Source organism: Xenorhabdus sp. IM139775, assembly GCF_028598745.1.
Taxonomy (GTDB): Bacteria; Pseudomonadota; Gammaproteobacteria; order Enterobacterales; family Enterobacteriaceae; genus Xenorhabdus.
Genome location: NZ_JAQRFK010000006.1, coordinates 57,144 through 78,611, shown reverse-complemented (window position 1 = coordinate 78,611; position 21,468 = coordinate 57,144). Strand labels below are relative to the sequence as shown.

At 45.2% G+C, this 21,468-nt stretch carries 13 protein-coding genes and 2 tRNA genes; 5 read left to right on the top strand and 10 right to left on the bottom strand.

Annotation, left to right across the window (positions count from 1 at the left end):
• Positions 1-12 precede the first annotated feature (12 nt).
• Both nrdA and ubiG read right to left on the bottom strand, forming a co-directional pair.
• Entirely contained in the window at positions 13-2,304 is a 2,292-nt protein-coding gene (gene nrdA, locus PSI17_RS02465; RefSeq protein WP_273550436.1) for a class 1a ribonucleoside-diphosphate reductase subunit alpha, read from the bottom strand.
• Between the two features lie 411 nt (positions 2,305-2,715).
• Positions 2,716-3,450: a bifunctional 2-polyprenyl-6-hydroxyphenol methylase/3-demethylubiquinol 3-O-methyltransferase UbiG gene (gene ubiG / locus PSI17_RS02460; RefSeq protein ID WP_273550435.1), complete on the bottom strand. Its 735-nt coding sequence runs from the start codon at positions 3,448-3,450 to the stop codon at positions 2,716-2,718.
• Positions 3,451-3,658: 208 nt separating this feature from the next.
• Here ubiG and gyrA point away from each other — a divergent pair, with 208 nt between their 5' ends.
• Positions 3,659-6,277 carry a DNA topoisomerase (ATP-hydrolyzing) subunit A gene (gene gyrA / locus PSI17_RS02455; protein WP_273550434.1) on the top strand — a complete coding sequence of 873 codons (2,619 nt, stop codon included), beginning with the start codon at positions 3,659-3,661 and terminating at the stop codon, positions 6,275-6,277.
• A 240-nt stretch (positions 6,278-6,517) separates the two neighbouring features.
• Positions 6,518-9,376, top strand: coding sequence for a two-component system sensor histidine kinase RcsC (rcsC, locus tag PSI17_RS02450; protein WP_273550433.1), 2,859 nt, complete (start codon positions 6,518-6,520; stop codon positions 9,374-9,376).
• A gap of 116 nt (positions 9,377-9,492) precedes the next feature.
• Here rcsC and rcsB read toward each other — a convergent pair whose 3' ends face one another.
• On the bottom strand, positions 9,493-10,143 hold the full coding sequence (gene rcsB, locus PSI17_RS02445) for a response regulator transcription factor RcsB (protein WP_273550432.1): 651 nt from the start codon (positions 10,141-10,143) through the stop codon (positions 9,493-9,495).
• A 1-nt stretch (position 10,144) separates the two neighbouring features.
• Positions 10,145-12,889, bottom strand: coding sequence for a phosphotransferase RcsD (gene rcsD / locus PSI17_RS02440; protein WP_273550431.1), 2,745 nt, complete (start codon positions 12,887-12,889; stop codon positions 10,145-10,147).
• Between the two features lie 212 nt (positions 12,890-13,101).
• Here rcsD and PSI17_RS02435 point away from each other — a divergent pair.
• The 3 genes from PSI17_RS02435 to tyrP all read left to right on the top strand — a co-directional run bounded on the left by PSI17_RS02435 (position 13,102) and on the right by tyrP (position 14,837).
• Positions 13,102-13,189 (top strand) — tRNA-Ser (locus tag PSI17_RS02435).
• Positions 13,190-13,195: 6 nt separating this feature from the next.
• Positions 13,196-13,271, top strand: a tRNA-Thr gene (locus PSI17_RS02430).
• A gap of 420 nt (positions 13,272-13,691) precedes the next feature.
• Positions 13,692-14,837 carry a tyrosine transporter TyrP gene (gene tyrP / locus PSI17_RS02425; RefSeq protein ID WP_443255990.1) on the top strand — a complete coding sequence of 382 codons (1,146 nt, stop codon included), beginning with the start codon at positions 13,692-13,694 and terminating at the stop codon, positions 14,835-14,837.
• A gap of 65 nt (positions 14,838-14,902) precedes the next feature.
• Here the strand turns inward: tyrP and PSI17_RS02420 are convergent, their stop codons facing one another.
• The 6 genes from PSI17_RS02420 to menD all read right to left on the bottom strand — a co-directional run bounded on the left by PSI17_RS02420 (position 14,903) and on the right by menD (position 21,384).
• On the bottom strand, positions 14,903-15,445 hold the full coding sequence (locus tag PSI17_RS02420; RefSeq protein WP_273550429.1) for a YfaZ family outer membrane protein: 543 nt from the start codon (positions 15,443-15,445) through the stop codon (positions 14,903-14,905).
• 147 nt (positions 15,446-15,592) lie between these two features.
• Positions 15,593-17,050, bottom strand: coding sequence for an o-succinylbenzoate--CoA ligase (gene menE / locus PSI17_RS02415; protein WP_273550428.1), 1,458 nt, complete (start codon positions 17,048-17,050; stop codon positions 15,593-15,595).
• Positions 17,041-18,033 (bottom strand): o-succinylbenzoate synthase, encoded by a 993-nt coding sequence (gene menC / locus PSI17_RS02410; RefSeq protein WP_273550446.1) that lies wholly within the window; start codon positions 18,031-18,033, stop codon positions 17,041-17,043. The genes menE and menC overlap by 10 nt, the downstream gene beginning before the upstream one ends.
• A 10-nt stretch (positions 18,034-18,043) precedes the next feature.
• Positions 18,044-18,901 carry a 1,4-dihydroxy-2-naphthoyl-CoA synthase gene (menB, locus tag PSI17_RS02405; protein WP_273550427.1) on the bottom strand — a complete coding sequence of 286 codons (858 nt, stop codon included), beginning with the start codon at positions 18,899-18,901 and terminating at the stop codon, positions 18,044-18,046.
• 12 nt (positions 18,902-18,913) lie between these two features.
• Positions 18,914-19,750, bottom strand: a complete 837-nt coding sequence (gene menH / locus PSI17_RS02400) for a 2-succinyl-6-hydroxy-2,4-cyclohexadiene-1-carboxylate synthase (protein WP_273550426.1) — start codon at positions 19,748-19,750, stop codon at positions 18,914-18,916.
• Positions 19,711-21,384 carry a 2-succinyl-5-enolpyruvyl-6-hydroxy-3-cyclohexene-1-carboxylic-acid synthase gene (gene menD / locus PSI17_RS02395; RefSeq protein ID WP_273550425.1) on the bottom strand — a complete coding sequence of 558 codons (1,674 nt, stop codon included), beginning with the start codon at positions 21,382-21,384 and terminating at the stop codon, positions 19,711-19,713. The genes menH and menD overlap by 40 nt, the downstream gene beginning before the upstream one ends.
• Positions 21,385-21,468 lie beyond the last annotated feature (84 nt).

The window sequence follows — 21,468 nt, the reverse complement described above, 5'->3', positions numbered from 1 at the left end:
AGTTTCCTCAAATTAAATCTTACACGCGCCGCCTTCACAATCGGAATCCGCTGACTCAACAACTTCTTCCAGATCACCCTGAACGTCTTCTGCTCCATCACGGGTGTTGTGGTAATACAATGTTTTCACACCATATTTATAAGCGAGCAGTAAATCTTTCAGCAATTGGTTCATCGGAACCTTGCCATTAGGGAAACGCGCCGGATCATAGTTAGTATTGGCAGAAATCGACTGATCGATAAATTTCTGCATGATCCCGACCAACTGTAGGTAGCCATCGTTGCTTGGCATTTGCCACAGCAGCTCGTAAGCGCCTTTCAGAAGATCGTAATCGGGTACAACTTGACGCAGGATACCGTCCTTGGAGGCTTTTACACTGATATAACCTCGTGGTGGCTCAATGCCGTTGGTCGCATTAGAGATCTGCGAAGAAGTCTCTGATGGCATCAATGCTGACAGGGTTGAGTTACGCAAGCCGTATTGTTGAATGTCACGGCGCAGTGCTTCCCAATCCATGTGCAAAGGTTCGCTGGTCAGTGTGTCCAGAGTCTTTTTGTAAGTATCAATCGGCAAAATGCCTTGTGCATAAGTGGTTTCATTAAACCACGGACAAGCACCCTTCTCTTTCGCCAGCTCGTTTGAGGCTTTTAACAGGTAGTACTGAATAGCTTCAAACGTTTTATGAGTCAGATTATTCGCGCTACTATCTGAATAACGTACACCGTGTTTCGCCAAGTAATAAGCGAAGTTAATGACGCCAATACCCAGAGTTCGACGTCCCATGGAGCCTTGTTTGGCGGCGAGAATGGGATAATCTTGATAATCCAGCAAGGAATCCAGCGCGCGAACGGCCAATTCAGCCAATTCTTCCAATTCGGTCAGGCTTCCGATAGTACCCAAGTTGAAAGCAGACAATGTACACAGCGCAATTTCACCATTTTCATCGTTAATATCGTTCAATGGCTTAGTTGGCAGTGCAATTTCCAGGCACAGATTCGATTGGCGAACAGGTGCAATAGCCGGATCAAACGGGCTGTGAGTATTACAGTGGTCAACGTTCTGGATATAAATACGCCCCGTTGAAGCACGCTCCTGCATCATCAGTGAGAACAATTCAACCGCTTTGATGCGTTCCTTACGGATATTGCTGTCATTTTCATACTGAGTATACAGACGCTCGAACTCATCCTGATCCGCAAAGAAGGCATCATACAATCCCGGCACATCAGACGGGCTGAACAGAGAGATGTCGGCACCTTTAATCAGGCGCTCATACATCAGTTTATTAACCTGTACGCCGTAGTCCATGTGGCGGACACGGTTGCCTTCAACACCACGGTTGTTTTTCAGTACCAGCAGGCTTTCGACTTCCAGGTGCCACAGTGGATAGAACAGCGTTGCTGCTCCGCCACGAACACCGCCCTGAGAACAGGATTTCACCGCAGTCTGGAAATGTTTGTAGAATGGGATACAACCCGTGTGGAACGCTTCACCACCACGGATTGGGCTACCCAATGCACGGATACGACCTGCGTTTACGCCAATGCCGGCACGCTGGGAAACATATTTAACAATCGCACTAGATGTCGCATTGATAGAATCCAGGCTGTCACCACACTCGATCAGAACACAGGAGCTGAATTGGCGTGTTGGTGTACGAACCCCCGCCATGATTGGCGTTGGCAGCGAAATTTTAAAGGTGGAAATCGCATCATAGAAACGACGGATATAGTCCAGGCGTGTTTCTTTTGGATAAGTGGAAAACAGGCATGCAGCAACCAGCATATAGAGGAACTGAGCACTCTCGTAAATCTCGCCAGTCACACGGTTTTGGACTAAATACTTCCCTTCCAATTGCTTGACCGCCGCATAGGAGAAATCCATATCACGCAAATGATCAATAAAACTATCCATTTGCTCGAATTCCTCTTGGGAATAGTCTTCCAGCAAATGTTTGTCGTATTTACCCAAATTAACCATTTTTGCAACATGATCATACAGCGCAGGCGGTTCAAACTGACCATAGGCTTTTTTGCGCAGATGGAAGATCGCCAGACGTGCCGCCAGATACTGATAATCAGGCGCATCACCGGAGATCAAGTCAGCCGCAGCTTTGATCATGGTTTCATGGATATCGGAGGTTTTGATGCCATCGTAAAATTGAATCTGGGAACGCAGTTCTACTTGTGATACTGAGACATTTTTCAGACCTTCGGCAGCCCAGGCAACAACCCGGTGAATTTTATCAAGATCAATTTGTTCTTTATGTCCATCACGTTTGGTAACTAGCAGACTCTGGTTCATGGGAAAATACACCTTCTCTCTTTTCGTATCTCACCGATATTCGTTTTCATCGACCTCTTGGCAGCACGATGCACCCAAAATGGCTGTGGGCCAGTTGGGGGCTTAGTTAGCTCAATTCACTACTGTTTAATACAAGTCGCTACTGCACAAGCTGCTACTACAAGATGACAAGAAACACAATATATAGTGGGAAATTAAAACGGTAATAACAAGATAATGTTATTTTCCGATTTTATCAAGTGCACAAAGTCGAGAAGTTTTGTGGATAACTTGAGGATTAATTTTGGCAAAAAGCCGATAACCTGCGTAGTTACTTGGTGTTACTTTCATAAGGCTATCGGCGAAACAGGGAAAATAAAATCTTAAAAATAATATCTAGTTGCCGTTTTATTAATCCCTTAGCGACCTTTGTCAGACAGATCGGGTATGCAGCATATAATTCACGTCTACATTATGCCCAAGTCGAAATTTGTCTGTTAACGGATTGTAATGTAAACCAATAATATGTTGTTCTTTCAGCGTGGTCTTATCGACCCAACTTATCAGTTCAGAAGGACGGATAAACTTTTTCGCATCATGCGTGCCTTTTGGCACCATGTTCAGGATATATTCAGCACCAACAACCGCCATCAACCAGGCTTTCCGGTTCCGGTTAATCGTTGAAAAGAAAACATGACCACCGGGTTTTACGAGTTTGGCACAGGCATGAACCACAGACTCAGGATCGGGCACATGCTCAAGCATCTCCAGACAAGTCACAACATCATAGGCGTGTTGGTGCTGTTCTGCGAGATTTTCTACCGTTTCCTGAACATAAGAAACGGGAATACCGGATTCCAAAGCATGCAAACGGGCAACTTGCAGGGGTTCAAACCCCATATCCAACCCCGTCACTTCCGCACCTTCACGCGCCATGCTTTCTGACAAAATGCCGCCACCACATCCAACATCCAGCACTTTTTTACCAAAAAGGCCGTCAGCATGTTGCAAAATGTAGTTCAAACGCAGTGGATTGATGCGGTGCAATGGCTTGAATTCACCGTCAAGATCCCACCAACGGGAAGCAACGGCTTCAAATTTTTCGATTTCCTGCTGATCCACATTGGCATGGGATGGAATGGGTGAATCGGGAGTTTTGACGTTCATCAGCAATATCGCTCCTAGGCACTGCTTCACAGAAAACTGGTTCACAGCAAACTGGTTCACAGAAAATGTAACAGTATTATGGGGATGTGTGACAGAAAACTATTATACATGCCTTAATCTTGAAATACCCGCATCCGGTTTTTATAAAACTGTCAATTTGTGGTATAATTTAAGCCTTTGAATTCGGAGTATGAGGGACAGTGGCTCCATGAGCGACATTGCCAGAGAAATCACACCGGTCAATATCGAAGAAGAGCTGAAAAGCTCGTATCTGGATTATGCGATGTCCGTTATTGTTGGACGCGCACTGCCGGATGTTCGGGACGGACTGAAGCCTGTACACCGCCGCGTGCTTTTCGCGATGAATGTATTGGGAAATGATTGGAATAAACCTTATAAAAAATCTGCCCGCGTTGTTGGGGATGTTATCGGTAAATACCATCCACACGGTGACAGCGCTGTTTATGACACGATTGTTCGTCTGGCACAACCATTCTCCATGCGCTATATGCTGGTTGACGGTCAGGGGAACTTTGGGTCAGTAGATGGCGATTCTGCGGCAGCGATGCGTTACACCGAAGTACGCATGGCAAAAATTGCCCATGAATTGCTGGCAGACTTGGAAAAAGAAACTGTCGACTTTGTGCCCAACTATGATGGCACAGAGCAAATCCCCGAGGTAATGCCAACCCGTATTCCTAATTTACTGGTGAATGGTTCATCAGGGATTGCGGTCGGTATGGCAACCAACATTCCTCCTCATAACTTATCTGAGGTGATCGACGGCTGCCTGGCCTATATTGATGATGAAAACATCAGCATTGAAGGCCTGATGGAACATATCCCAGGCCCGGACTTCCCTACGGCGGCGATTATCAACGGACGCCGTGGTATTCAGGAAGCCTATCGCACAGGTCGTGGTAAGATTTACATCCGCGCCCACGCAGAAATTGAAACTGATGAGAAAAATGGCCGCGAAACCATCATCGTCAGTGAAATCCCTTATCAGGTCAATAAAGCCCGGCTGATCGAAAAAATGGCTGAACTGGTAAAAGAGAAGCGCATTGAAGGGATCAGTGCACTGCGTGACGAATCCGATAAAGATGGAATGCGCATCGTTATCGAAGTAAAACGTGATGCCGTTGGTGAAGTTGTCCTGAATAACCTGTATTCACTGACGCAATTACAGGTTTCATTTGGCATCAACATGGTTGCCCTGCATCAGGGACAACCTAAGCTACTTAATCTGAAAGAAATTCTTTCTGCGTTTGTTTGCCACCGCCGTGAAGTAGTTACCCGCCGGACAATTTTTGAACTGCGTAAAGCTCGCGACCGCGCCCATATCCTTGAAGCATTGGCTATTGCCTTGGTGAACATCGATCCGGTTATCGAATTGATCCGCCGCGCTTCCACGCCTGCTGAAGCGAAAGCCAGTTTGATTTCTCAAGCCTGGCAGTTAGGCAATGTTGCTTCCATGCTGGAACAAGCCGGTGACGATGCTGCCCGTCCTGAATGGCTGGAACCACAGTACGGTATCCATGACGGTAAATATTACCTGACCGAACAGCAAGCACAGGCTATTTTGGATCTGCGTCTGCAAAAACTGACCGGACTTGAGCATGAAAAACTGCTTGATGAGTATCGTGAACTGCTGAAAGCTATCGCTGAACTGCTGTTCATTTTAGAAAACCCAGAACGTTTGATGGAAGTCATTCGTGAAGAGCTTCTGGTTATCAAAGAGCAGTATAACGATGCCCGCCGGACTGAACTGACTGAGAATTCAGCAGATATCAATATTGAAGACCTGATTAATCAGGAAGATGTGGTTGTCACGCTGTCCCATCAGGGCTATGTCAAATATCAGCCACTGTCCGATTACGAAGCTCAGCGTCGGGGCGGCAAGGGCAAATCAGCCGCACGGACCAAAGAAGAAGATTTCATTGAGCGTTTACTGGTAGCCAATACCCACGACACTATCCTCTGCTTCTCAAATAAGGGCAAGCTGTATTGGATGAAGGTATATCAGTTGCCGGAAGCGAGCCGTGGTGCCCGTGGTCGCCCAATTGTTAACCTTCTGCCATTGGATCAGAGCGAACGTATTACCGCCATTTTGCCTGTGCGTGAATATGAAGATGGGCTGAATATCTTCATGGCAACCGCCAGTGGGATTGTGAAGAAAACCAAACTCAGCGAATTCAGTCGTCCACGCAGTGCCGGTATCATCGCCGTCAACCTGAATGAAGGGGATGAGTTAATCGGTGTTGACCTGACTGATGGCAGCAATGAAGTCATGCTGTTCTCTGCACAGGGTAAAGTCGTTCGTTTCCTCGAAGAAGAGGAAGATACGCTGGAAGATGGCACTGTTCGCGTAAAAGGTGTGCGTGCAATGGGCCGCACCGCAACTGGGGTTCGTGGTATCAAACTCGGTGAAGGCGATAAAGTGGTTTCCTTGATCATTCCTCGTGGGGAAGGAGAAATCCTGACCGTCACTGAGAATGGTTATGGTAAGCGTACTGCCGAAAACGAATATCCGACAAAATCCCGCGCGACCCAAGGGGTCATTTCCATCAAAGTCAGCGAACGTAATGGCAATGTGATCGGTGCCATTCAGGTAGAACCGACTGATCAAATCATGATGATTACTAACGCAGGAACATTGGTACGAACCCGCGTTTCTGAGGTCAGTGTTGTTGGCCGTAATACGCAAGGTGTTACCCTGATCCGCACAACCGAAAATGAAAAAGTGGTTGGCTTGCAGCGCGTGGCTGAACCAGATGATGAAGATGAAGATGACACTGTAGCGGCACCTTCTGATGAAGAAGTATAGTCAACCTTCAAAATAGTCAGACTATAAATAGTAAGATGAGGTATTAATATGGTTTGCTTATCTTACTCTGATGTCACTGCATAAATAACCAGCAATGAAGCAGGCAGTTAAATGCCTGCTTTTTTTGTTCAATTTTTTGACAAAGAATTAGCCAGAAGCAAATGCTGCTTTGTATTCCCTGCTACACTAGTATATGCTGTAAGCAGTTATTATTAATCATATATTTCATCAGGCGATCTTTTGAGATATCTATCTTCTTTTCGGACGTCATTAAAGATATCACGTTATCTTTTTCGGGTGCTTGGTTTTATGCTATGGGCGCTCGGTGCCTTATTAACCAGTTTTTATTTAACCAATCTTTTTAATGCACTCAAATCAGATATTCGTCAAGAATATAATACCAACTACGATATAGCCTTTTCTCATATACGACATATCGCGAATATCCTGCGAGACATTCAATTTATGGCGGAAAAACGTTTATCACAGGAGAATGATAAAAAACAAACAATTTTACCGCATAATAACGACATTCTCTCGTACATTCCTCTGAATGAGAATTCCGATTGTGAACTATTACGTAAAACGGCAAATAATAATTTATACGCATTAGATCAATTGATTGCATTTTGGCGAGACCATATTGCCGCTATACGTAGCGTAAATCAGGCATTTTTCATTGGAGTACAAAGTAAATGTATGGTGAGTTTTTTCCCTCATCACAACATCACAGAGCCTGAAGCACTAAAAAAAATGATCGACGAGAACACCCGTAGGTTGATCAGCATGAGAAAGCAAAACAATGAACGAACGCTGTTCTGGATCCAGCCTAATCCCAAAGCAGATGGCGGTAATCTTTATGTTTTTTCGCCGATTTATATTAATGGGCACATGACTGGGATCATCGGCATCGAAAAAACGATCAGGCTGGACTCTTTTTTGCAAAGAAGAGATTGGCCTATCACCGTCATGATGTTAAACGAATCAAACCAACCCGAATTGCAATTTTCGATAAAAACGAATAATAAACCCCGCTTTATCAATCCCAACTCGCAGTCGATGTATTTTGGTTACGATGAAAGCCTTACCAGCTTGGTATTAATGCGGAATTTATCACCCTCTTCATTACGCATTATCTATTCGATACCGCTAAAACATATTTACGATGAACTAAAAGTCAGCGTCATCAATAGTATCATTTTGAATATTATTTCCGCGATCGCGATTATCTTTTTTGTTTGGCTGTTTGAACGTAAAATGTTTTCTCCCGCAGAAGAAAACGCCATCCGCCTTGAAGAGCATGAACAGTTTAACCATAAAATTGTCGCCTCTGCCCCTGTAGGGATCAGTATTTTAAGGGTCAGTGATGGCATTAACATTCTGAGTAATGAGTTAGCACATAATTATACTCGAATGTTGACGTATGAAGATCAAAAACGCATTGTCGATATCATTTGCGATAAAACCAGCAGCTATATTGATGTTGTCACCAGCAACAATAATCACCTGCAAATTAGTTTCGTGCACTCACGTTATCGTAATGAAGAAGTCGCAATTTGTGTCCTGATCGATGTCAGCACCCGAGTAAAAATGGAAAAATCATTGCAGAAAATGGCTTCAGCGGCAGAACAAGCCAATCAGGCAAAATCGATGTTCCTTGCCACCGTCAGCCATGAATTAAGAACACCACTCTATGGCATTATTGGTAACCTAGAGCTGGTACAATCTCATATATTGCCATCAGAATCGGCGCGCTTGCTGGCAACAATGAATAATTCATCATTACTATTACTGAAAATTATCAGTGATATCCTTGATTTCTCGAAGATAGAATCCAAGCAATTGAAAATTGACCCCAAGGATTTCAGTTGCAAAGAGATACTATCGCATGTGATTTCAAACTATCTTCCCTTAGTGGTTAAAAAAGGTTTGGGCTTATACTGTTATATTGAGCCAAATGTTCCTGATATCATCCGTAGTGATCCTGTCAGATTACAACAAATCATCTCTAATTTACTGAATAATGCGATCAAATTCACGGCATCGGGTTGCGTTGTCATTGAAGTATCCTCAAGGCATGATTACCTGTATATCAGCATTAAAGATACCGGGCTTGGGATCGACGATAAATTACAATTTCAATTATTTGAACCCTTCTTCCAAATCAGTGCCAATAAAGAAAGCGCCTCACAAGGTACAGGATTGGGATTGGCTATTTGTGAAAAACTGATCAATTTAATGGACGGTGATATCGAATTCGTCTCACAAAAATATGTTGGCAGTATCTTCTCTATTCGTCTTCCCTTATATGGCGCAAAATATCATGCCAAACCGTTATCCAATCGGCGGACAAAAAAGAGGCTTTTGTTAGACATTTGCAATGATTTTATGGAAAAATATTTACAAAATTTTCTCACGCAGAAATATTTCCAAGTCGCTCTCTATAACGAAAATAACGAAAATAACGAAAATAAAATAGATGGCACGGAAATACTTATTAGCGATAAAGCTAATAAAACCAATGTTTCTGCATATTATTTTATAGAAATATCAGAGAAGCATACTGGCCCGCCAGCACAAATTCGAGAGAATCATTGGCTATATAACACTTATGAACTGAGTGAGTTAGACAGTATGCTGGATAATCTTCTGGCAGAACAGACTTTATTTTTACCCGCCATTTCTGAATCAACCACCCCTATTGCAACTAAAACGATACAAGCGGATATTCGCCTTAACACCATTAAAGTATTGGTTGTTGATGACCACCCAATTAATCAAAACTTGCTGGTCGATCAATTAAATTCAATCGGATTCAATACATCAATGGCTAATGATGGTATTGATGCCATTGAATATCTGAAAAATAACCCAACAGATATTATTCTGACGGATGTCAATATGCCAAATATGGATGGATATGAACTTTCCCAATATTTGAGGAATAAAGGTTATACCAAACCCATTATTGGCATTACTGCCAATGCCTTGGCAGAAGAAAAACAACGTTGTGCTAATGTGGGAATGAATGACTGCCTGTCAAAACCTGTATCACTGGCTATTTTAAAAGAAACATTAATTAAATACAGTGATATTTAAACCCATATACTATTGGGCGTTCATCAGATGATGGAAGATTGGATGATGGAAGATTGGATGATGGAAAATCGGTAACCACTGCCACCGACTTTCCATTAAAAAAGATAATACATTGGTTATTTACCAATATTTTTATCGATAGTGACAGAAGATAAATAATTAAGCAATGCGATATCGTTATCGACACCCAGTTTTAACATTGCTGATTTCTTCTGACTACTGATCGTCTTAATACTGCGATTAAGTTTTTTGGCAATATCAGTAACCAGCAGGCCATCAGCAAATAAACGCAGGACTTCGCTCTCTTTAGGCGATAAACGTTTATCTCCGTATCCATTAGCATTGACTTTTTCAAGTAACTTAGAAACACTTTCAGGCGTAAATTGTTTTCCCTTCTGCAAAGCAGCAAGTGCTTTAGGTAAATCTGTTGGTGCTCCTTGCTTTAACACTATTCCCTCAATATCAAGCTCAAGTATCGCGCTTAAAATAGCCGGATTATTGTTCATTGTCAGGACAATGACAGCTAAAGTGGGGTAATGACGTTTAATATATTTTATCAGGGTGATGCCATCACCATATTTATCCCCAGGCATTGACAAATCGGTTATAAGAACATCTGCTTCTATATGTGGCAAACTATTAATGAGCGTAGTTGAATTTTCAAACTCACCGACCACATTAATCCACTCGATTTGTTCAAGTGATTTACGGATGCCAAACAAAACAATGGGATGGTCATCGGCAATAATGACATTAAGGTTATTCATATTATTGGTTACCTTGCTGCAACAGCTTTGTGACAAAGGAATCAATGAGGCTGATGCTATTTTTAATTTCTACTTCATTATTGTCTGCTATGTGTTTTTCCAACGCCTCACATGATGACCGAAGAAAGTTTAAATCCAACATAGCAAACGCACCCTTAAGGCGGTGTACCGTTTGCGAAAGTGATATCAAATCATGTCGTTCTACATCAGTATACAGTCTAGTAATATCCATAGGTACTGTCTCTATAAACAATTGCCTGTAGTCACTGGCTGCCAACTGAGTTTGATAGTTTTTGAGAATATCGCCAATGTTACTGTCAATATTTTCAAGTAAATCAACACCTTTAACTCGATCACATGCTGGTTTAAAGATTGCAGAATTTTCTTTGGGTTCGCCTAAACTGAAATTTTCTTCGATTAGAAACGATATTGCATTGATAATATCATCAACAAGATTGTAATTGCACTGAACCAATCCCGCTTTCAGTTGCTTAAATCCAGTTAAACTCCCCACTAATAATATAGTTGGTTTTTCCCCTTCGTGCTGTTTTTCCTCTTTGTACAGCCTGTCCGTCAGTATAATATCGTATTCTTCCGGAAGGTTCTCTTTCCTTTTATCGAAGTATGCTGCTCCATAATGATTGAGATAAGTATGGATGATTTTGCTGATCTCAGGGTTATTAATATCAATTAAAGCCGTGATCCCTTCCAAAAGCAGGGGCGTTTCACTATTATCATCATCATGCTGCGACAATGGAAGATTGATCACATAATGGGTTCCCAACCCCAACTTACTCTTAATATCAAGGCTCCCCCCCATTCTTTTGCACAACTGACTGCATAAATAAAAATTCATGCCAGAATTGGTGGAGTGCTTATCTTCTACTGTTTTGTTCAAGAAAGGATAATGTAAGCTGGTTAAATCCTTCTCACTTAAACCCGCCCCACTATCCATCAACTCAATCTGAATATGATTGTTATATTTACCTGATCTGTTAACAATCAACGATATTTTGCCATAACTGGTCATTGCCATTGCATAATTGAATAGTAATGTGACAATTTTACTTAGTGCTATATCATCCCCAATAAATAAAGATTCACGAGAAATATTAAAATGATAATAAACTCTCAAACCTTTGGCGTTCAATATCGGCAAAGAGGCTTTCAGAATATCTTCCAACCGTGAAGATAGCGAAAATATCTCATTTTTCGGCTGCCAATCACCCAGCTCCACCTCATTAAGTAATGAAACATTGCCAACCCATTCGGTGATATATTCCGTTTTAGCTAATAATTTAGCCAATAACTTTTGCTCATTTTCATCTTGTGATGACTGCTTCAATTGATTGGCAAGATCATTAATTTTATTAATGGGGTGTTTTATTTCATTGTTAATATTTGAAAGCATAGAGCGCCTGATCTGAATGCTTTTATCATATTCCCGATGAGCGAATTGTAAGCGTTTATTTGCCATGACTTCCTGATCTTTGTCTTGCAGCAAAAATAGGTAACTCTCTGGCAATAAGCTATTGTTATACATTTTTACTTCATAAATCGCCTCATCAATGGATGTCTGAATCACACCATGATGTTGTTGCGCCATCGTCATCACTTTATTCAAATCCAGATGAGGCAGCAATTGCTCTGCAATGTTATTGCTCAGTATTATCTGATTTGAGTCAAAATCATAGACCACAATCCCAATAGGAATATTGGAGATAATATCATTATTTAGAACATCCTTAATTTTCAGCTCATGATCCATAGCCGCATTTGGTGCAATGTATCGCCTGCGAATATAAAACAACCCGCTAAGAGAAAACAGAAAGAAAAGCAATATTGAAAGCAAAAGCCAGACATTCCTGGATAACAAATCGACAATCAGTGTCTTTAATGGCACCTGATAAACCAATTTATACGGCATAATATTAAGAGGCTGAGAAAATTCCAACCAAAAGCCGTTTAATGAAACCCCAACTTTATCGGGAATTTCCGGCTCGTGTAAGTTGATCGCATTCAGGCGAAAGTTTGCTGGTGATATATCAACTGGCAACAGGTTATTAATGGGCAAATCAAAAGCAATAATGGTGGTCAATTGCCCTGCTGCATTAAATGCAGCTTTATAGGTATAGAAATAAGTATGTTCACCACGCAACACATTGATGGGAGAAATGCTCTCTTTCTCCTCCAATGCGGAAGATTGATCCAACATCTCAGTACGTCTGGTTTCAGGGGTCAGGGTCAGATAGCTCTCTTTAAACCTGATTTCTGGTTTTAGCAGCGGATGAGTCGTTATCAATAATAAATTATTATCCTGCCCATTGAGATAATACATCGACAAGTATTCATTATGCGCTCCCCAGAGAATATTCAGATAGCCAGACAGGTATTGGGCAAGCTGAATACTCGAATTGTTATATTGACCAAAAATAATTGCATCAACGGACTGATAGCGGTTTTCTAGCCAGTAGACATCAGGACGCAATTTAAACAATGGTATATTCTCCTGGGAGGAGATTGGCAGAGTATTTGACTGTTCAAAGATATGATTTGCATGGTAACGATAATCTTTAATCTGCAATCTCATCTTAGCGGTGACGCTACTGATAGCATATTTTTTCTCCATCAACCAAATATCAAAATAGTTATACCCGAATAAAAAGAGAGACGTAAAAAGCAAAGTCACAAATAACGCATAAAAACGAGGAATAGCGGAGGGCTTGATAGGTGGTTGTTTATACATTCTTTGGATGGTTGCCTTTAGTATGAATATATTTTGGTCAATGCAACATCAACCTGTCAATAAATAAGCCTGCGTGCTGTGCTTAATATTAGCAGGTTAGCAAATAAAAAGGCCATTGCAGATCGAAGATTAAGCAAACAGTAAAAAAACACCCTTTTTTTTCTTTAAGGGGCTAGACACATTAAAATGATATAGGCATAATCTCGCGCCATGGAAGGATGGCCGAGCGGTCGAAGGCAGCGGTCTTGAAAACCGCCGATGGGAAACCATCCTAGAGTTCGAATCTCTATCCTTCCGCCATATTTCGCCGGCTTAGCTCAGTTGGTAGAGCAACTGACTTGTAATCAGTAGGTCACCAGTTCGACTCCGGTAGCCGGCACCATATAAGAACCCGTTATTTCCCGTAACCATTCGGTGAGATAGCGGGTTTTTACTTTATATATCCTACAAAATTCCCGCGTCTATTCCCCTCTCCAAACGACAACGTTATTTGATACACGAATAAATTATGTTACTCCACAAAGCAGTTTCTGATTATTTTTTAACTTAATATGCTTCTGCTCTCTTGGTTATTCATGTATTTTCCTGTTACAAATGGAAACTTATTGGGTTCAGGCAGGTCACCTGAAAGAGTGTAATTATTTATTTACACTCTATGTATCATAGATTTGACAGATATAAATCGATCATTTAACCTGCTGGTCTTATAACTCTTTCTCACCCATTCAGACATGAGGATCGCGTGAAAAATCGCACTATTGGCAGTATTTTTATCGTTGCCGGAACAACGATTGGAGCAGGGATGTTGGCCATGCCATTGGCAACGGCAGGTGTGGGATTTGGGACGACATTTGTTATGCTGGTCTCCCTGTGGGCTTTGATGAGTTATACCGCACTCCTGCTCGTGGAAGTGTACCAACATAACCAGTTTGATTCCGGGTTAGGCACTATCGCAAAACGTTACCTTGGGTTTGGCGGGCAGGTGCTAACGGGCTTCAGTATGCTTTTCCTCATGTATGCCCTGACAACGGCCTATATTAGTGGCGCGGGAGAGTTGCTGGCAACGTCCCTCTCTTCTTGGTTGGATAAACCGGTTTCTGTCTCTGTCGGGATCGGCGTTTTTACCCTTATTGCCGGTGGGGTAGTCTGTATTGGAACGCAATCTGTCGATTTAATTAACCGCCTGCTGTTTACCGCTAAAATCGTTTTTCTGGTGATTGTCCTCGGCGTCATGTGGATGCATGTTGATAAAATCAACTTGATCTCCATGCCGCTTGAGCAAGGGTTAGTGCTGTCGGCCATCCCCGTGATCTTTACTTCATTCGGATTTCATGGGAGTGTGCCAAGCATTGTTGCCTACATGGGCGGAGATACCAACAAGCTACGGAAAATCTTTGTCATCGGTAGTGCTATTCCACTGTTTGCTTACATCCTGTGGCAATTGGTGACGCTTGGGGCGCTTTCTTCACATACATTTGTCGGTATTCTTGCCCAACAATCTGGCCTGAATGGACTATTGCAGGCAGTCAGGGAAGTGGTTGCTTCACCTAAGGTTGAGCTTGCCGTTCATCTGTTTGCCGATCTGGCGCTAGCGACCTCATTCCTCGGTGTGTCTTTGGGGTTATTTGATTACCTTGCTGACCTTTTTAAACGCCGCAATAATGTCAAAGGGCGTTTGCAAACCGGGTTGATGACGTTTGTTCCCCCTTTGCTGTGTGCACTGTATTACCCTAATTTTGTTATGGCATTAACCTTTGCAGCGGTTGCGCTCTCCATTCTTGCGCTGTTATTGCCTTGCCTGCTGGTTTGGCGCAGCCGTGAAGAAAATCAGGCAGGTTATCGTGTCAAAGGGGGTAAGCCCGCGTTAGTCTTTGTTTTCCTGTGTGGGCTGTCCGTTATTGCCATTCAATTCAGCATTGTGACAGGCATGCTGCCAAACGTGGGATAAGTTTATCCTGTCGAAGGTTATTCGCATCAATCATGCGGATAACCTTGACACATTTTTTCTTTTAATTAAAAGCTCAAACCCGCACCGACATAAAAACCATCAGAAATCTTATTACTGCGGTTACCATGACTACCCCGTATGTCAATCACACGGTAACCCACATCAACACTCAGGGGTTTGAAAAGCGTATAACGCGCCCCTCCTGCTGCCTCAGTATAAGAATCCATTCCTGACGTTAAGCCTGATGGTGAACCGTAGGCTTCGCCATACAGAGATAAAGAAGAGGTCACCGCCCAACTCAGGCCGGCACCAACAGCTAATGCCGCACCATCTTTCCCATCTTTGGGCGATAAATAAAGCCCTTTTGCGCCAACGTTTACTGCCAATGGCCCAAATGGCAGGCCGAAGCCCAAACCTAAACTACCAAGCTGGCCATTATGATCACTCCGGGTCCAATTCCCCGTCAGCGACAGGCCGGCACCTTTATCACCCATTCCCACGGATGTGCTTGTGTTGTGCTTTCCTATTTGTGCATCTACAGAGAGCGCATTTGCTGAACCCGTTATCAAAAGTAAACCTGCGGCACCAATAGCAATCAAGCCTTTCATAATCTTGTCCTGTTAATTAGTCAATGCCCATATGAACTGACACATTGTACTTTAATCAACGTGACGACATAGATGCCGAAAGCAATGAAACGTTTAGATTTATAAAGATAAGTAAATATCGTGACTATTCATTGTCATGACTATTTATCACCCTAACGATTCATCCCCACGGCTTATCGCCATGATCCATCGCTTAACTTGCTGACGCGAAACCTTTATTCCACCATTTTTCAGTTGGACAGGTAACAAATAGCAGGCGACAGGCCGCTGGAAAGCAGCAATTTTATCTGCAAGCCAATCAATCAGCGTTCCTGCCAGCGCAGGGTATTGGGTTTCAATCACAGCGACTGGCCGGTGGCCGAATTCAATATCAGGAATGGGTACAACAAAACTCTGTTCAATTTGTGGATGTTGATTAATGATCCGCTCAATGTCTTCTGGCTGGATACCCTCCCCGCCACTGAAAAACTGGTTGTCCAGACGCCCTAAGATCCGCCATTCTCCCTGTTCGAATACACCCCGATCCCGCGTCGGAAACCAGCCCGCATTATCAACCAGTGGTTTCAATTCCCCGTTAAACCAATAACCACTCGCGATACTGTCAGCGCGGATCTGAATTTCCTCATCCACTAAGCGAAGGGATTTCCCGGGCAGCGGATTACCCACACCTGACAGGCCATCAGCCCGTTTTACGCAAACCGTTGATGCCGTTTCTGTCAGCCCGTAACCACACCAACAACGGATCCCCAACGCCTCGGCGCGTTGGGTCAATGATGCCGGTATCATGGCACCGCCCAACAGCACTTCTTTTAACGTTAATGGATATTCACGGGGTTGTTCCAGCAACCGCCAGAGTTGAGTAGGCACCAGTGATGCGTGGGTACAGCCAGATAGCGCACGATCCAGTGGATGTAAATCCCGCAGCACCAAGGTTGCCCCTGTTTGCAGCCAGCGCCAAAGTATTCCTTGGCCTGAAACATGAAACAAAGGCAGGGACAGCAACCAGCTATCATCAGGCTGGAAATCCATGCGGGACAGAATCCCCTGTGCGCTGGCAAGGTGAGCGCCAATGGAATGTACCGCCGCTTTGGGCAGTCCAGAAGAGCCGGAAGTCAGGATCATGCTGGCGGGACGCCGGCTTTCCCACAATGCCAGTGGATGACTTTTTATCCATGAGGCGGGTTTTTCTGGAAACTTTAGTTGCCAGTTAAGGGCGTTAACGTGGATAACAGGCGAAGGTGAATCCGTAAAATCCACACCGTAATCCATATTAAGCTGCGGCAGCAGATCCATCAGGAGCGGGTCAGGTAATTGAGGATTAAGGAGCAACGCCCTTGCGCCACATCGCAGGACAGCGAGATAACACAACAGAAGTTCCGCGCTGTTCTTACCCCTGAGGAGTACACCACGACCTTCCACTACCCCTTGTTGGTGGAAATCGGCCGCAATGGTATCGATTCTTTGCGTTAACTGATGCCAGCCCAGTTGTTCATCATCTAACTGAATGGCCGGTTTCTCAGGCAAGACCGTGCTCCAGTGCTGCCACGGCCATTGAGTCCATGCTGTTTCTGTCTGTCCTGTTGCGTTCACGTCCATTACTGACATTCACAACTCCATACCATTGCCAGCTTATCAAGCGTGACACACGGAATGTCACTGTTCGGCCAACAACGGATGAGTTGTGACTGTATAAGATCCAACGTATCCAAACCCGGGAGTGAGTCCGGTGTGAGCCATTGGGCGAGACGGGCCAATTGTGTCAGGCCAAAGCTACTCTCAATGCTGGCGCTAATCACGGCCTCCATTCCCAACTGATGAGTTTCGGTAATTAACCGGCGGCAACGCTCAATGCTGCCTACCAAGGTCGGTTTAATGATGATGGCCGACACCCCCTCCTGTGCTTGCGGCGTAAAATCGGCTTCGCGTACACTTTCATCCCAAGCAATGGCGATCCCCGTCTCACGGGCAAATGCCAGAGATTCCGCCCGGGTTTTACAAGGCTCTTCAATGAAAGCAATTCTGTGCCGATAATCGGGATTAACGTATTTCGCGAAACCTTCTGCTTTTGCGCGCGTCCAACTGCGGTTAGCATCCAACCGCAACCGGAGGTCAGGCACCGCTTCAAGCATAACATTCACCACCATGCCATCCCGCACCGCTTCATACAGCCCGACTTTTACTTTTGCCATCTTCTGGCCTGCCATATTGCCCAAACGCAGGATCACCTCATCGGGATCGCCGGTGCATAATGGTGCCTTACGATAATTGGCGGTTTCAGGCAATTCTCCGTGCAATTCAGCCAGTGCACAGCTTAGGCCAAACACCACAGAAGGAAGATCGCTCTCTTCTGGCTGGGTGCCCGAACACCATTGTTGCAGCCATGCCACCGCCGAGTCCTGAGCTTGTTCAAGCGTTTCATGGCTAAATTCGGGCAATGGGGAAATTTCTCCCCAACCTTCTCGCCCATTTTCCTGCAAATTTTCCTGCAAATGGACTAAAAACCCGTCACGGGTTTTCAGGCGCTGATAACGCAGGACAACACCTGCCTCCATGGGCAGGCTGAACGGGTATAAAGTCGCTTTACGCATCATGATGGGTTTACGGATTACGCTTGAATTGACTGAAATCAGGCTGGCGCTTTTCATTGAACGCATTGCGGCCTTCCTGCCCTTCTTCGGTCATGTAGAACAGCATGGTGGCATTCCCGGCCAATTCCTGTAAACCCGCCTGACCATCGCAATCTGCGTTCAGTGCCGCTTTCAGGCAGCGTAATGCCATTGGGCTGTTTTCCAGCATTTCACGACACCAGCGTACCGTTTCTTTTTCCAACTCGGCATAAGGCACAACGGTATTCACCAAGCCCATCGCCAGGGCTTCTTCGGCAGGGTATTGGCGACACAGGAACCAAATTTCACGCGCTTTTTTCTGCCCGACGATCCGCGCCATGTACGATGCCCCCCAGCCGCCATCAAAGGAGCCGACTCTGGGGCCTGTCTGACCGAAAATGGCGTTATCCGCTGCAATCGTCAAATCACACATCAAATGCAGGACATGCCCGCCGCCGATGGCATATCCCGCCACCATGGCAACCACCGGTTTTGGACAAGTCCGGATCTGCCGCTGAAAATCCAGTACATTCAGGTGATGTACTCCGCTGTCATCCTGATAACCACCGTAATCACCACGAATTTTTTGGTCACCTCCGGCACAGAATGCTTTTTCACCCATGCCTGTCAGAATAATCGTCCCGATGGCGTCGTCATAACGGGCATCTGCCAGCGCCTGAATCATCTCTTTAATCGTCAGGGGACGGAACGCATTACGTACCTGTGGGCGATTAATCGTAATCCTGGCAATACCGTCTGCGGATTTATGGTAGAGAATATCTTCAAACGCTTGGGAATAATTTTGCCATTCAATCGGGGCATACAATGTTTCTTCGCTTGGGTAACGCATAACTGTATTTCCTTAACCAAAAAGTGATAAAAAATGGTTCACTGCGCTCGAAAAAGCGACAGGATCACCATAGTGAGCATTATGTCCAACTTGAGGAATGGTGTTTAATGGCAGTGTATATCGCTGCGCTATGTGTTGGAATTTACGATCATTTTCCCCACACAGATAGGAGAAGGGAATGGATAGTTGCTGTAAAGCAGGAACCAGCCAAGGTTGGTGGCCTAAAGAGGTCTTTTCCAGCATATCCGCAATACCATTGCCGCTGTTTTGGCTGCGCAGGTGAATAAATTGCTCACGCTGTGCTGCCGTGAGATCAGCAAATACCGGTTGTTGATACCAATCGGCCAAGACTGACCTCATCGGCTCCCGGCGAAAACGCTGCGCCCAGTGCTGATCATGCTGCAATCGCCTGTCACGCTCACGGCGGGAAAACAGCCCCGGATTTCCCCCTTCCACCAGCAACCCTTGCAAGGCACTATTTTTACTATAATCCGGTTTACCATAATCCGGTTTGCCATAGATCGCGTGGTACATGGCAATTCGGCCGCCCAATGAGTAGCCAATCAACCAATAATCCCTGATTTGATATTCGGACAGCGTTGCATTCAGCAACGCACTCATCTGCGCAAAACCACCGGTTAAGTTCACATTGGCAGAACGCCCGTGCCCCGGTAAATCAACCACCAGTGAAGGATGTTGATGACACGCAGCCACCGCAGGCAACCAATCATCCCCGGTTCCCAATAGCCCGTGTAACCACACTAACCATCTGCCCTGATGGTGTGAATGAAACGTTTGACAGTACAATTTCACAGGGCAGCCACCTGTTTCAGTAACCCTTGCAGGCATACCGCGCCTTCATTGCCTGTAACGTTTAGCTCAATCAATGTGGCCTGTTTACGCTGCCATGCCCGTTGGGCGCACTGTGTTAATTCCGGCCAACTTTGTGGTGCCGCATAGTTCAGGCCGAACATGGCAGCCGCATGATCAAAATTGACATCTTGCGGCATACAGTAGAAACGCTGACGTTCTTCCGGCGGCGTGGGTAACAGGGAAAAAATCTGCCCGCCATTATTATTCACTATGATCAATAACATGGGATTAGAAAGGTTGCGTAATAACGCTAAGCTATTCAGATCATAGAGCGCGGAAATATCCCCGATAATCGCCAGCGTCGGTTGATGGGTTGCCCGCTGTACACCGGCGGCGGTCGCGATTAACCCATCGATGCCACTGGCACCCCGGTTGCTGTAAACCGGATACCCCGCCGGAAGCTGCCCCAAGGCATCAATCAGGCGCACAATCAGGCTATTGCCGACAAACAACTGCCCCTGCTCTGGCAATAAGTGATGCAGTTGATGCGCCACCGCTGCCTCGCTGAATTCGCCTGCCAACGCGGTTTCAACACAGTTAAACGCGCTTTTTGACCATGCCTGTAATTCATCTGCCCACGGCGCCCGTGAACAGGCAGGGTGCTCCCGTAACCAGTCAGCCACCGGGCAAGTGAATTTGCGTCCTCGATGGTTTGCCGGATCAAGCCGGCCGGCGATGGGATCAACAATCCAATACTGTTCAGGCTGGCATTCGGCCTGCCATTGCAATAACCGTTTGCCGGTCAGGCCAGCACCAAATTGGATCACCAATTGCGCTTGCGCCAAGATCTCTTGGGGGCGGGGATGATCCAGCCATAAATCTGCATGCGGCAAAGGTTGCCCCGTTTGGGACAGCACATCACCAATCAGCGGCCAGCCCATCGTTTTTGCCCATTGAGCAACATATTGCCCTTCTTCGGCACGCATTCTCCCTGCCAGTACAACGCCCTGTTTCTTTTGCCAGATATTCCAGTCAACGGCCTTGATGGTGGCGGATATTTCCGGCTGAACCAGCCACGGTTCATCCCCTTGCCACCACTCTCCCAGTGTTTGCCGCCAATCCTGATGTGCTGTCACTGCATTGCCGTACAAAGGCTCCGCAAACGGGCAATTAATATGCAGGGCACCTTGTTTCAGGTTTGACATTTCATTATCGATAGAAGAAACCAACCAACTGGCCGGAATATCGGTGGTTGGCCGCGGCAATGCTAACGTTCGCGTGGGATGTGAAGCAAAAATACCTGTCTGGCGGATCGCCTGATTCGCACCACAATCCATCAGTTCGGGTGGCCTGTCTGCGGTGAGAAACACCAACCGCTCCCCCGTCAATCCCGCTTCAATCAAAGCAGGATACAAATTAGCCACGGCCGTTCCAGACGTCACAATCACCGCAACAGGCGCTTTGGCCGCTTTTGCCAGCCCCAACGCCAAATGCCCCAGTCCACGTTCATCAAAATGGGTATGACAGTGCAACTTAGGGTGTTCTGCGGCAGCCAATGTCAAGGGAGTCGAACGAGAGCCGGGGGCAATGCAGGCATGACGCAATCCGTGGCGGGTGAGTGCTTCCAATAAAAGTTCCGCCCAACGGCGGTTAAGTGCGCTGTTTGACATATCATGCCCAAAAACGTTTCTTTAAAAATGACGCCAAAGGATAAGCGATAATGATATAAGGCAGTTTTAATCTTAATGCGTGTA